This window comes from Clostridium sp. Marseille-Q5894 (assembly GCF_946902305.1).
Taxonomy (GTDB): Bacteria; Bacillota_I; Bacilli_A; order Erysipelotrichales; family Coprobacillaceae; genus Thomasclavelia.
Map to the genome: position 1 here is coordinate 409,126 of NZ_CAMPPT010000002.1, position 13,868 is coordinate 422,993.

The 13,868-nt window shown below is 30.4% G+C and carries 14 protein-coding genes, 2 tRNA genes and 1 riboswitch; of the genes, 14 read left to right on the forward strand and 2 right to left on the reverse strand.

Annotation, left to right across the window (positions count from 1 at the left end):
* Positions 1–193 precede the first annotated feature (193 nt).
* The 8 genes from OC535_RS04630 (at position 194) to OC535_RS04665 (ending at position 8,887) form a co-directional block, all read left to right on the forward strand.
* A complete protein-coding gene (locus OC535_RS04630; protein ID WP_024720700.1) occupies positions 194–772 on the forward strand; it encodes a sugar O-acetyltransferase in 579 nt (192 codons plus the stop codon).
* An 11-nt stretch (positions 773–783) separates the two neighbouring features.
* Positions 784–1,176: a hypothetical protein gene (locus tag OC535_RS04635; protein WP_498823292.1), complete on the forward strand. Its 393-nt coding sequence runs from the start codon at positions 784–786 to the stop codon at positions 1,174–1,176.
* 119 nt (positions 1,177–1,295) lie between these two features.
* Positions 1,296–1,865 (forward strand): NUDIX hydrolase, encoded by a 570-nt coding sequence (locus OC535_RS04640; RefSeq protein WP_227051692.1) that lies wholly within the window; start codon positions 1,296–1,298, stop codon positions 1,863–1,865.
* Between the two features lie 47 nt (positions 1,866–1,912).
* Positions 1,913–2,079: riboswitch (Lysine riboswitch) on the forward strand.
* Between the two features lie 56 nt (positions 2,080–2,135).
* Positions 2,136–3,707, forward strand: coding sequence for an ABC transporter permease subunit (locus OC535_RS04645; protein ID WP_498823293.1), 1,572 nt, complete (start codon positions 2,136–2,138; stop codon positions 3,705–3,707).
* Positions 3,707–4,444: an amino acid ABC transporter ATP-binding protein gene (locus OC535_RS04650; RefSeq protein WP_024720696.1), complete on the forward strand. Its 738-nt coding sequence runs from the start codon at positions 3,707–3,709 to the stop codon at positions 4,442–4,444. The genes OC535_RS04645 and OC535_RS04650 overlap by 1 nt, the downstream gene beginning before the upstream one ends.
* Positions 4,445–4,537: 93 nt before the next feature.
* Positions 4,538–5,869, forward strand: a complete 1,332-nt coding sequence (locus tag OC535_RS04655; protein WP_227051691.1) for an MATE family efflux transporter — start codon at positions 4,538–4,540, stop codon at positions 5,867–5,869.
* 77 nt (positions 5,870–5,946) lie between these two features.
* Positions 5,947–8,508: a translation factor GTPase family protein gene (locus OC535_RS04660; protein ID WP_227051689.1), complete on the forward strand. Its 2,562-nt coding sequence runs from the start codon at positions 5,947–5,949 to the stop codon at positions 8,506–8,508.
* Positions 8,509–8,515: 7 nt separating this feature from the next.
* A complete protein-coding gene (locus tag OC535_RS04665) occupies positions 8,516–8,887 on the forward strand; it encodes a hypothetical protein (protein ID WP_227051687.1) in 372 nt (123 codons plus the stop codon).
* 35 nt (positions 8,888–8,922) lie between these two features.
* Here the strand turns inward: OC535_RS04665 and gltX are convergent, their stop codons facing one another.
* Positions 8,923–10,353, reverse strand: a complete 1,431-nt coding sequence (gene gltX / locus OC535_RS04670) for a glutamate--tRNA ligase (RefSeq protein WP_498823294.1) — start codon at positions 10,351–10,353, stop codon at positions 8,923–8,925.
* Positions 10,354–10,410: 57 nt separating this feature from the next.
* Between gltX and OC535_RS04675 the strand changes: the two genes are divergently transcribed.
* A tRNA-Gln gene (locus OC535_RS04675) sits at positions 10,411–10,486 on the forward strand.
* A 46-nt stretch (positions 10,487–10,532) separates the two neighbouring features.
* On the opposite strand, the gene OC535_RS04680 is transcribed toward OC535_RS04675, so the two are convergent.
* Positions 10,533–10,608: transfer RNA gene (locus OC535_RS04680), tRNA-Glu, on the reverse strand.
* 370 nt (positions 10,609–10,978) lie between these two features.
* Between OC535_RS04680 and OC535_RS04685 the strand changes: the two genes are divergently transcribed.
* The 5 genes from OC535_RS04685 (at position 10,979) to OC535_RS04705 (ending at position 13,494) form a co-directional block, all read left to right on the forward strand.
* Entirely contained in the window at positions 10,979–11,902 is a 924-nt protein-coding gene (locus OC535_RS04685; protein ID WP_498823295.1) for an AAA family ATPase, read from the forward strand.
* A gap of 27 nt (positions 11,903–11,929) precedes the next feature.
* Positions 11,930–12,310 (forward strand): SMU1112c/YaeR family gloxylase I-like metalloprotein, encoded by a 381-nt coding sequence (gloA2, locus tag OC535_RS04690; RefSeq protein WP_024720489.1) that lies wholly within the window; start codon positions 11,930–11,932, stop codon positions 12,308–12,310.
* Positions 12,311–12,341: 31 nt separating this feature from the next.
* On the forward strand, positions 12,342–12,644 hold the full coding sequence (locus OC535_RS04695) for a hypothetical protein (RefSeq protein ID WP_498823296.1): 303 nt from the start codon (positions 12,342–12,344) through the stop codon (positions 12,642–12,644).
* A gap of 240 nt (positions 12,645–12,884) precedes the next feature.
* Entirely contained in the window at positions 12,885–13,148 is a 264-nt protein-coding gene (locus OC535_RS04700; RefSeq protein ID WP_024720491.1) for a CD3324 family protein, read from the forward strand.
* 103 nt (positions 13,149–13,251) lie between these two features.
* On the forward strand, positions 13,252–13,494 hold the full coding sequence (locus OC535_RS04705) for a hypothetical protein (RefSeq protein ID WP_498823297.1): 243 nt from the start codon (positions 13,252–13,254) through the stop codon (positions 13,492–13,494).
* Positions 13,495–13,868 lie beyond the last annotated feature (374 nt).

Below are 13,868 nucleotides of genomic sequence, written 5' to 3' on the forward strand. Positions count from 1 at the left end.
AGAGGCAAAGTCAATCAATGAAAGGGATACAGTTTTATATATAGGATATATTATTAAAAATAAGTGATAAATATGAAAGCAATTATTTTTAGATTAGAAAAAGAATTACTAATTTGCTTTTATTGTAGACATAATATTAATGTGATATAATTTTGCATATTCATTTAATAGTTAGAAGATGAAAGGATCAATGATGAGTGAGAAAGAAAAAATGATTAATGGAAAAATTTATGATCCATTAAATCCAAGATTAGTTTTAGAGCGTGATAAAGCGAGTAGACTTTGTCAACGATATAATCAAAAAAAGTTTCATGAAATTAGAATGCAAAATAGGTTAATGAAAAAATTAATTAATACTAGCGGTAATTTTTGGATCAAGCCGCCATTTTTCTGCGATTATGGTTATAACATATATATAGGTGAAAATGTTATGTTGAATTATGGCTGCATCTTACTTGATGTCTGTCCAATCAGAATTGGCGCTTATACATTAATTGGACCTAATGTTCAAATATATACAGCCTGCCACAGCCTTGATCCCGAAGAAAGAATGAAAAATATTGAATATGGCAAAGCTGTAACGATCGGTAATAATGTCTGGATTGGCGGTGGTGCGATTATTTTACCTGGTGTAACTATTGGTGATAATGCTGTGATCGGTGCCGGAGCAGTAGTAAGTAAGGATATTCCAGCTAATGTGGTTGCCACTGGTAATCCTTGTCGAATTTTGCGAAATATTGATGATAATGATCGATTAGTAAAAAATAAATAAGGTGCTGAATAATGGAAGATAAATTATCAAATTTAATAGCTAGATATAATGCTGATAAAGAATTAAATAATCTAAAAGATATTTTAGATTATTTACAAAGTAAATCTGTTTATATTTATACGACAATCAAAATTTCTAAACAAAAATTAAAGCAAATACCCAAAGATGATTTATTAATGATTTTAAATAATATATCAATTATAAATAATCGACAATATTTTTCTGTTTATTCTAATAACAGTTTTGCCTCTAATCAATCATATTGTTTAGAAGTAAATATGATCGACTGCCTACAATTTATGAAAAAGATGGCTAAGACTGATGAAATAATCATTGATCCAAATACAGAAAATAGTTTGATTTTAGACAAAAACACAATAAAATATCTTAAATATTATCGATAATAAAAAAGGAACAGTATGGAAAAGTTAAATTACAAAATAGATCTTATAGCTAATTACCAAAATACAGTTAAATGGAAATTAAGAAATTTTTTAAAATCAATGATCATAGGTGTTAAGATATGTTTTTAAAAGAATTAGAAAAGTTTGTTTCAGAAGATGAATTTGAAGCTAAAGAGCTTCAAATTATCAAAAAATTCATTAAGGAAAATCCCGACAACTTGACTCGAAACAATGAAATAGCACACATAACTGTATCAGCATGGATCACGAATTCTTCTTTAGATAAAGTTTTAATGATATATCATAATATTTATGATTCTTGGAGTTGGCCAGGAGGTCATCTCGATGATAATGAAAATTTAGTTCAAGCAGCCAGGCGTGAAGTTAGAGAAGAAACGGGAATTGAAAATTTGAAGCTTTTAACTGATACTTGTATTTCAGTAGAAATACTGCCAGTTCAAGCACATTATAAAAATGATAAGATCGTTCCGGCGCATCTTCATCTCAATATTTCATATGCTTTTATGGCTGATGAAAAGCAGAGTATTAGACCTAAACTTGATGAAAATAAAGCCGTAAAATGGCTTATGATCAATGAAATAGATAAGCTGGTAACTGAAAAAAATATGCTGTTTATCTATCATAAAATTATCAAGCGGATATCAAATTTAGATAAATATAAGAGGTAAATTTATTTATATTGACAAACTTCTTAGATTAAGATATTGTTAAAGAGAAAAAGGATAGAGGTTGCAAAGCGTCAGAGTACTATAGTGAGTAGGCATACGATGATCTATAGGAAAGGTAATCTTTGCCGATAGATAATAAGTGGCAATTTATTATCTAGGGGCTGTAGGGAATACTTACAGCACTCCTTCAGTTATGAAGGGCGCTATTAACGCAAAATAAAAGTCGTGTTAATAGCACGACTTTTTTAATATCAAGTGAGGAGAAGGGAAATGAAAAAACTATTAAAAATCTTTACAGCATTCATATTAGTATTTTCAATACTAGTACCAGTAAATACTGTAAAGGCCGAAGAAGATGATGACAATACATTTGTTGTCGGGATGGAATGTAATTATGCACCGTTTAACTGGACTCAGGTCAATGAGACGGATACGACAGTGCCCTTAGAAGGCAGTGGTTATGCCGATGGTTATGATGTAACTATCGCCCGAGCTATTGCTAAACATTTAGGAAAAGAGCTAGTAATTAAAAAAATGAGCTGGGATGGTTTGGAACCAGCATTACAAGCTGGAGTCATTGATGCTATTATTGCGGGGATGACTGATACTGCTGATCGTCGCCAAAGGGTTGATTTTACACAAACATATTATGAATCACAAATGGTTTTAATTGTAAGAAAAGGTGATCAGTTAGAAGATGCTAAAAGTCTAAAAGACTTTTCTAATAAAAAAGTATTAGGACAATTAAATACTTTATACGATACTGTTATTGATCAAATACCAAATGTTAAACATGCTACAGCATTAGAAGATTATCCAGCGATGGTAATGCAGTTAAATAATGAATTAGTTGATGCTGTGACAGCTGAATTACCTGTAGCTGCGGGAATCATTGCAACAAATCCCGATTTAACGTATGTTGAATTTGACGAAGGAAAAGGATTTGATGTTGATTTAACAGATACTTCAGTATCGATTGCTGTAAATAAAGATAATCCAGAATTGAAAGATGCAATCAATGAATATCTTGATACTTTGTCTGATGAAGACAAAAAAGAAATGATGGATGAAGCAATTGAAAGAATTCCAGCTACTATTACAAGTTTAAGTAGTAATATTTTTGTTGCTGCTAAGCAGATTTTTGAAGTATATAGTCCGTTATTTTTTAGTGGGATCGGTTCTACTTTAACTTTGGCTTTTGGGGGAACGATCTTAGGATTATTGATTGGTTTGATAATTGGTGCGATTCGAGCAATCAAAGTTGAAGAAAGAGATAGTCTAGTAAGTAAAACTATTAAAAGAATTGCATGGATAATTACGACTTTATACATTGAAATATTTAGAGGTACACCAATGATGGTTCAAGGAGCATTTATCTATTATGGCCTTAAAAATATCGTTCATTGGGATCCTTTTACAGCAGGTATCTTTGTTATTACGATCAATACCGGAGCTTATATGGCTGAAATCGTTCGTTCCGGAATACAATCAGTTGATAAAGGACAAAGTGAAGCGGCTAGAAGTATTGGAATGAATAACATTCAAACAATGATTTATATTATTTTACCACAGGCCATTAAAAATTCTTTCCCATCTATCGGTAATGAATTTGTAATCAATATTAAAGATAGTAGTGTGTTAAATGTTATTGCTGTTACTGAGTTATTCTATCAGGCAAAGAGTGTTGCTGGTAGTTTATATGCGTTTGTTCCAACATACTTTGTTGTTGCATTGATCTATCTATGTTTAACATTCCCAACAACAAGAATCTTGAATTATATTGAAAATAGAATGAATCGAAAAAAAGCTATTTCTTTTGATGCAGAAGGGAGTGTAAAATAATGGAACCGATTATTGAAGTAAAACACTTAAAGAAATCTTTTGGTGATCTAGAAGTTCTACATGATATTGATTTTACTGTTTCTAAAGGTGAAGTAGTAACGATCATTGGAGCTAGTGGGAGTGGGAAATCAACTTTTCTACGCTGTTTAAATATTTTAGAAACGCCTAATGGCGGTAGTGTGATGTATCATGGTAAAGATATTTTAAAAGGTGAGATCAATGTTAATGTTCATCGCAGTAAAGTTGGAATGGTATTTCAAAGTTTTAATCTTTTCAATAATAAATCTGTTCTTGAAAACTGTGTGATCGGACAAATGAAAGTTTTAAAGCGAAATCGTGAAGAGGCTACAAAAATAGCAATGAGATATTTGAAAAAAGTAGGAATGGAACGTTTTGCAAAAGCTGGCAGCATGCAGCTTTCAGGAGGACAAAAACAGCGTGTAGCGATTGCTAGAGCATTATGTATGGAACCTGAAGTTTTATTATTCGATGAACCAACAAGTGCCTTAGACCCTGAAATGGTTAATGAAGTTTTAAAAGTAATGAAAGATTTAGCGAATGATGGTTTAACGATGATCGTGGTTACTCATGAAATGCAGTTTGCAAGAGATGTCTCTTCAAGAGTTGTTTTTATGGATGACGGAGTTATTGTTGAAGAAGGATCGCCAGATCATATTTTTAATCATCCAACTCAAGCTAGAACAAAAGAGTTTTTAAAGAGATATTTAAATCAATAAAACAAGTACCTAAGCTAACTTAGGTACTTTTTTATTGATGTGTTATATAGCTGGTGTTATGATATTATTTAGTAATCATCAGGGGGAATTATTATGGATAAAAAAGTTGATCTAGTAACAGGGACGATCTGGAAACAGTTATTATTATTTTTCTTTCCAATTTTGATTGGAACATTTTTTCAGCAGCTTTATAATACTGTAGATACGATCATTGTCGGTAAATATGTAGGTACTCCAGCTCTAGCGGCAGTAGGATCAACCGGCAATTTAACTAATTTGATCGTTAATTTTTTTGTGGGCTTATCATCTGGGGCAACTGTTGTAATCGCTCAGTTTTATGGGGCAAATGAACACAAAAAAGTTTTTAAAGCTGTGCATAGTGCTTTTGCAATGTCAATTATTTGTGGTATTTTGATGATGATTTTTGGGATCTTTTTTTCTAAACAGTGTTTAGAATTGATTGGGGTTCCTAACGATATTATCAACGATTCTAGTTTATACATGAAACTTTATTTTTTTAGTATGTTACCAGGGGTTATTTATAATATTGGTTCAGGAATCTTAAGGGCTGTTGGAGATTCAAAAACACCGCTATATTATTTAATTGTTTGCAGTGTTATAAATGTTTTATTTGATTTATTTCTTGTTGCAAATATGAAAATGGGGATTGCAGGAGCTGCGATTGCTACGGTAATTGCTCAATTTGTATGTGCAATCTTAGTAACCGTTAAATTAATGCGCAGTAAAGAAAGCTATCAATTAAAATTAAAAGAAATCAAAATAGATTTAATGATTTTAAAAAGAATCGTTAAAATTGGCATACCAGCTGGAATTCAGTCAACAATGTATTCAATTTCAAATATTGTACTTCAAACCAGTATTAACACTTTTGGAACTAATACGATTGCTTCATGGGCCGTATATGTCAAAATCGATGCTTTATTTTGGATGATCATGGGAGCATTTGGGGCTTCTATTACAACATTTGTAGGCCAAAATTATGGTGCTGGACTAACTGATCGGGTACGAAATGGAATGAAAAGTTGTTTAATAATGGCGCTGGGATCAGCTGTTTTATTAAGCTGTTTTTTTAAATTTTTTGGTAATAATATAATAGTTTTATTTTCTAATGATGCCAATATTGTAAAAGAATGCAGCAGTATCATGCATTTTTTATCACCGTTTTATTTTACTTATTGTTGTGTTGAAATAATATCTGGAACAATGCGGGGCTGCGGTGAATCATTTAAACCAATGATCGTAGTCTGTTTAGGCATTTGTGTCCTTAGAATTATCTGGGTCATCTTTATTTCGCCAATTTATCCAACTTTTAAGATGGTTATTGTTTCATATCCGATTACCTGGTCAATAACTTCAATTTTGTTTATCTTTTTTTACCAAATATTTCAAAAAAAGAATTTATAAAATAATTTTCAAGGATATTGTAATTTCTATAAGAATATTTATAATAATATTATTACATTAAAAGTGGGATGATAGAAATGAAAAAAATAGTATTAGGCATATTAGCCCATGTTGATGCTGGTAAAACAACATTAACTGAAAGTATGCTGTATTTAAGCAAAACGATTCGTCAGTTAGGTAGAGTTGATCATGGCGATGCCTTTTTAGATTATAATCTTCAAGAAAGAAATCGGGGCATTACCATTTTTTCAAAACAGGCTATTTTTAATTGGAATGATTGTCAAATAACTTTGATCGATACGCCAGGTCATGTTGATTTTTCAACTGAAATGGAAAGAACATTACAAGTATTAGATTATGCTATTTTAGTAATTAGCGGAATTGATGGAATTCAAGGTCATAGTGAAACGATTTGGAGATTATTAGCGCATTATCAGATTCCAACGTTTATTTTTGTTAATAAAATGGATAATATGAATGCTAATAAAGATGGTTTATTGAAGGAATTAAAGAGTCATTTAAGTGAAAATTGTTATGATTTTGAAGATCTTGACGAAAGTTTTTATGAAAATATTGCTTTAAATAATGAAGCGTTATTAAATTATTATCTAGATCATAATACCCTTACAAAAGATATGCTGATTGATGAAATTAATAAAAGACAACTATTTCCATGTTTCTTTGGTTCAGCTTTAAAGATGAATGGCATTGATACTTTTTTAAACGGATTTAGTGATTATACAAGAGAAAAAAATTATTCAGATGATTTTGGAGCTCGTGTATTTAAGATAAGTCATGATGAACAGGGAAATAAATTAACGCATCTAAAAATTACAGGTGGCGCTTTAAAAGTAAAAAGTTTGATCAATGAAGATGAAAAAGTAGATCAGATTAGAATATACTCTGGTAATAAATATCAATTAGTTAATGAAGTTAAAGCAGGAGCAGTTTGTGCAATCAAAGGTTTTAAAAATATTACTGCTGGACAAGGACTAGGTTTTGAAGATAATGTGATTCAGCCCGTATTATCACCATATCTGGATTATCGTATTATTTTGCCCGATAATTGTGATCACCACAAAACATTAAAAGATTTAATGCAGTTAGCGCAGGAAGATCCCCAATTACATATCAATTATAATCATCAAACTAAAGAAATACATGTTCAATTAATGGGGGCAATTCAAATTGAAGTACTTAAGAATTTAATCAACGAAAGATTTAACATCAATGTTGATTTTGATCATGGAAATATTATTTATAAAGAAACGATTTTGGAAACTGTAGAAGGTGTTGGTCATTTTGAACCACTTCGTCATTATGCAGAAGTTCATTTACTTTTAGAACCAGGGAAGCCTGGCAGTGGTTTACAATTTTTTACTTCTTGTAAAGAAGATGTTTTATCAAGTAATTATCAGCGTTTAGTTTTAACACATTTAAAAGAAAAAGAACATTTAGGGGTATTAACGGGATCTTCAATTACAGATATGAAAATTACTCTTTTAGCCGGTCGCGCTCATTTGAAACATACTGAAGGCGGAGATTTTCGTGAAGCTACTTATCGTGCTGTTCGCCAAGGCTTAAAAAGTACTAAATCGATTCTTTTAGAACCCTATTTTAAATTCTCTTTACAATTACCTAGAGAATATTTGAGTAAAGCAATTTATGATCTTGAAGCGATGAAAGGAACATTTATATTACCTGAAGATCATGATGAAATCATTACTATTACTGGTAGGGCACCAGTAAGTAAAATGCAGGATTATCAAAATGAAGTCATTAATTATACCAAAGGAAAAGGTCGTTTAATTTGTCAAATGGATGGCTATCAGCCATGCCTTGATGAACAAGACATAATTAAGCAGTTTAATTATGATAGTGAGGCTGATATTGAAAATCCTACCGGATCAGTTTTTTGCAGTCATGGTTCAGGATATAATGTCAAATGGGATGAAGTAAAGGATCATATGCATATTCCTTTTCAGTATCAAAAAACATCAAACTCAAAAGTAGAAGTTTACGAAAATAGAAAGTTTAATAGTGAGGATGAGGAACTTGAAAATATCTTTATTCGTACTTATGGACCAGTTAAAACAAGAACGAATAGTAAAAAGTCTTTAATGAAATCAGAAAACACTTCTACTTATAAACAGATTCCAGAATGTTTGCTTGTTGATGGTTATAATATTATTCATTCATGGCCAGAGTTAAAAGAATTGGCTAAAGACAGTCTAGATGCTGCTAGAACCCGACTAGTCGATATTATGTGTAATTATCAGGGATACAGAAAATGTATTTTAATTCTAGTTTTTGATGCTTATAAAGTGAAAGATAATCTGGGGACTACTTATAAATATCATAATATTTATATTGCTTATACTAAAGAAGCCCAGACGGCTGATATGTATATTGAACGAGCTACTCATGAACTTGCAAGTAAATATAATATTACTGTAGCAACATCAGATGCTTTAGAACAGCTGATTGTTTTAGGGCAGGGGGCTAAACGAATTTCGGCGCGGGAATTACGTTTGGAAGTTGAACATTTAAATAAAGAAAAAATGGCTGAGTTTAAAAGACGGCAGCCAAAAGGATATAATTATTTGTTACAGGAAATTAAAGATTATAATGAGGAGTAAAAAACTTATGACATTTCAATACAATCTTAATTATATTGGTGGAATTAGCGGTTATAATAAGCGCGCAATTTATACTTTAAAAATAAAAGATGATTGCTTTTTTGTAAATGGTTTGATTAAAAGTAAAAAATTTTCGTATGATCAAATAAACAAAATTATTTTTGGAACTACTGATGAATTAAAAGGCAGGATTATCGAAGTAAATGATCTGCTTTTTAATCATGTAAAACTGCTTGATTATCGCTTAAATCGAAAATTACGTTATTGTTTAGTAATCGTCTTAAAAGATACAACGATTATATTTGCTGAAGAAGATGATGCAAATATTAAAAATGCTTATCAAAGATTAAATAAAGTTTATCTTTCAACAAAAAAATAATATCTTAAAACGGTATGATTTCATACCGTTTTAAATTATACATTTTTTAAATTAACAATTGCATCTTTAATGCGCTTGATTGTTTCATCTTTACCTAAGATGTGAGCAATCTCAACTGCTCCCCCTGGAGTGAATGCTTTAAAAGTTAAAGCAACTCTGATTGGATACATGATTTGTCCATTTTTCTTTCCATTTTCTTTAGCTAGTTCAATAAACTTATTTTTTATCTTCTCTTCATCATCAAAATCTAAATCACTTAAATTTGACAAGACGATTTCTAAAGCCTCTAAAGAATTTTCAATCGTTGTTTTCATTTTTTTATTGATAAACAGCTCGGCTTTAAACGGATGGGGACTATCAATAAAATCAACAGCTTCCGGAATTTCATTTAATACTTGAATACGGGGCTGTAAAATTTTAGAAAGTTCTAAATAGTTGATCTTGGTTTTGATATTGTCTTGATAATAACTCAAAGCATGATCATTAAATTGTTCAATTGACATCTTTCGTAAATAGACCCCATTCATCCATTTCAATTTTTCAAGATCAAAGATAGCCGGTGATTTACTAATGCGATCAACAGAAAAAATGTTAACCAGCTGTTCAAGTGAAAATATTTCCTCTTCACCTTCTGGAGCCCAGCCTAATAAAGCAATGTAGTTGATAATTGCTTCACTTAAAAAGCCTTGTTTAATCAAATCTTGATAACTAGCATCACCATTACGTTTACTCAATTTATTTTGAGCATCTTTCATCACTGGAGGCACATGAATATAAGTTGGAATCTGCCAATTAAAAGCTTGATAGATCAAATTATATTTTGGAGTACTAGATAAGTATTCATTGCCCCTTATAACATGAGTAATATTCATTAAATGATCATCAATTACATTAGCAAAATTGTATGTAGGATAGCCATCACTTTTCAATAAGATTCCTTCGTCTAATAAAGCATTTTCAGTTTCGATAGTGCCATAAACGGCATCTTGAAAAACTGTTGTTCCTGTAGCTGGAATCGTTTGGCGAATGGTAAAAGATTCACCATCAGCAATTCTTTTGCGAGCTTCTTCTAGACTTATCTTTTTACAAGGGTCATGGTAAAGATAATCACCGTTTTCATGATGATCTGCTTTTTCACGGCAAAAGCAGTAGTGAGCCCAACCTAAATCTACTAGTTTATGGGCATATTCTTGATATATGGCTAATCTTTCTGATTGAATATAAGGACCAAAGTTTCCAGGATTTAAAGGGCCCTCATCATAATTTAAACCGGTATTTTTTAAAACATCATAAATGATATCAACAGCACCAGCAACTTCTCTTTGTTGATCAGTATCTTCGATCCTTAATATAAATTCACCGTCTTCATGTTTAGCGATCAAATAGCTGTATAGAGCGGTTCTTAAATTACCTATATGCATATAGCCAGTAGGACTAGGTGCAAACCGAGTACGAATTTTTTGCATTTTTTTAAATTTCTCCTTTTCTTTTTCTAAAAAAAGTAGTAAAGTATATATAGACATTGGGGTGTAGCCAAGCGGTAAGGCAGCAGACTCTGAATCTGCCATTTCCCTGGTTCGAATCCAGGTACCCCAGCCAAATATAAAAATTAAGCAGGAATAAGTTCCTGCTTTTTATTTTAATATGGTAGCCTGTAGGGGGTTCGAACCCCTGCATGCTGGAATGAGAATCCAGAGTGTTAACCACTTCACCAACAGGCCATCGTGTAAATATATTATAGCACTAAATTTTGCTAAAATACAGTCTTAATTTTAAATTTTATATACGATTTGTAATCATGGCATTAATTATTCAAATATTTTAAACTAAAAAGCTTATTTTATATAACTAGTGAATCTTGATACAATATATTTTTTAATAGAGTTGTAATATGATAGAAAAAGCAATACAATTCATTATTTGCGTGATTGTTTCTATTATACCATATTTAGTATATACTTGTTTTACTTAAATATATTTTGATTTTTAGATATTATGATTTAATTAATAAATTAGATTTGATTCAATGAGTTTTATAGTCAATGAAAATAAAATAAGGTATAATGTATATATGCAAAAGGGATGATAGAAATGAAAAAAGCAATTCCACTTGGAATAATGGATTATGAAAAACTAATAAAAGATGATTATTATGCAATAGATAAAACATTGATGATCAAAGAATTTCTTGAAAGGAAAAGTGGTGTTACATTAATTACGAGACCAAGAAGATTTGGCAAGACTTTAAATATGTCAATGTTAGCTAATTTCTTTGATATTACCAAAGATTCTAGAGAATTATTTAAAGATACAGAGATCATGAAAACAGAATATGCTGATTACATCAATCAGTATCCAACTATTTTTATCACTTTTGCAGGAGCTAAAAGCAGTTTACAGGAAATTGTAAGCTGGATAAAAAAAGTAATCTTAAAAGAATATCAACGTTATAAATTTATTTTAAAAGATTTAGATGAATTTGATAAATCAGTTTATGAATCAGTAAAGAAAGGACTATTTAATTTTAATAATAATCAATTAAATGATATTGTTGATGCTTTATCATTTTTAATGGAACAGTTAGAAAAATATTATCAAAAGAAAGTCATGCTGTTCATCGATGAATATGATACGCCATTTATTGAAGAACATGTAAGTGGTTTTTATGATGAAATAAAAGGCGGGTTAGCAGGATTACTTCATAATGCTTTAAAACTATCACCAAGCCTTCAGTATGCGATGCTTACAGGAATTCAGAGAGTAGCCAAAGAAAATATCTTCAGTGATCTAAACAATCTTATAGTATGTACAGCAATGGATGATGAATATGATCAATATTTTGGTTTTACTGAAAAAGAAACAGAAGAACTAAAAAGCTTATCAGATATAGCAAGCGAACAGATCGTTGAAAAAGAATATGATAAAGGATTAGAAGAAAAGATAATCTATATAGGATTAGCTCATTGTGGTAAAGAGGTTGTGGTGAGTTGGAAAGAAAAAATAGTTAATAACTAAAGTTTAATATTTGAAAGGAGATCGGCTATGAATCTAAAAAAACTTCATCATGTTGCGATAATTGGCAGTGATTATAAGAAATCAAAACATTTTTATGTAGATTTATTAGGTTTTAAGATAATTCGGGAAAATTATCGAGAAAGTAGAAATGATTATAAGATTGATTTGCAGCTAGATGATATCGAATTGGAATTATTTATTGCCACAAATCATCCGGCAAGAGTTAGTTATCCTGAAGCATATGGTTTAAGGCATCTTGCTTTTTGGGTTGAATCTGTGGAAGAAACGGTCAAGGAACTTAATGAAAAAGGAATTAGTACGGAACCTATACGTATAGATGACTATACTGGAAAGAAAATGACTTTTTTCTTTGATCCCGATGGATTACCTTTGGAAATACATGAATAATGTATATAATAAAATTTAAAGGAGATTGATTATGGTAATTATTGATTTGATACTTTGTTTAGCTGCAATAATTTTTGCAATAATTGCAGCCATTAAAAAATACAGAAAATTTAATGTTTTGGTAGTATTGAGCTATGTATGTTATTCGTTAGCGATATTGTATTCATTGTATGATATGATAACTAGAGTAAATAGCAATGATATTGCTGGAATCCTGGATATCTATCCGATTATGATGATCGGATATCTTATTGTTCTTGTAATTGTTACAATACTTAACTTATATGCGGTTTTAAAAAGGCGAAATACGATAGATTTTAGTTTATTGAAATAAATATATTGAAGCTAAAAAGGAATTTAGATGATGTAATTATTGTAACTTGTATAATAGAAATATATATTTGCTGTTATTTGTAAAAAATTAAGGGGTGAGATCATAATGGTAAATAAAAAAAGAAAGAATGTCGCTTTACTCCATGCAAAGTCAGTAAGTGTTTATCATAGTTGCATGGAGTAATAAAGGATAGTGCTGGCTTTGCAATTTGATGATAAAAAGTTAAAGGAGCGAGCTTGCATGAAATATATTAAAGCAGATTCAATACTTCCTGTTGCTTTAGTTGAAGAACTACAAAATTATATCCAGGGTGGATATATTTATATTCCTTCAAAAAAGGACAACAAAAAGAAATGGGGCGAATTGAGTGGTTATAAATTAGAAATTAAACAAAGAAATATAAAGATAAAGAAAGATTATCAACAAGGAAAAAGTATTGATGAATTAGCTGATAGCTATTGCCTTTCAGTTTATTCAATTAAAAAAATAATTTATCAAAAATGAGGTCGTATTTTAATACGATCTTTTTTGAATAAAAAACAATTCTGTAACTAATTATATATTGAAAACAGTACTTTTGGTGATATTATCTAATTGGTGATGGATAATGAAAACAACAAAATTTTATCTTGCAAAAATCCCCGTTATTATATGGTCCGTAGAATCAGACAAAGTATTCATTTATGTTCATGGAAAAATGTCTAATAAAGAATCAGCTGAACTTTTTGCTTCAATAGCGCAAAGTAGGGGATATCAGACAATTAGTTTCGATTTACCAGAACATGGAGAGCGAAAAGATGAAAATTATCGATGTGATGTTTTTAATGGTGTTTTTGATCTTAGCAAATAAGTGCATATGCTTTAGCTAATTGGAAAACAGTTTCTTTATATGCTTGTAGTTTGGGCGCATATTTTAGTTTGCAGGCATATAAAGATTGTATTTTTAAAAAATGTTTTTTTCTTGCACCAATTGTCGATATGGAATATCTCATCAAAAATATGTTTAAATGGTTTGATATTACTGAAGAAATACTGAATACTTAAAGAGAAATTTCTACACCAATAGATATCTTAACTTGGGATTATTATCAGTATGTTAAAAATAATCCTATTGTAAGGTGGGATAGTCCAACCTACATCCTTTATGGAGGAAAAGATAATTTGCAGTCATTTTCAGTTATAAAAAATTTTGTGAGATCTACGCATGCAAAATTAACTATATCT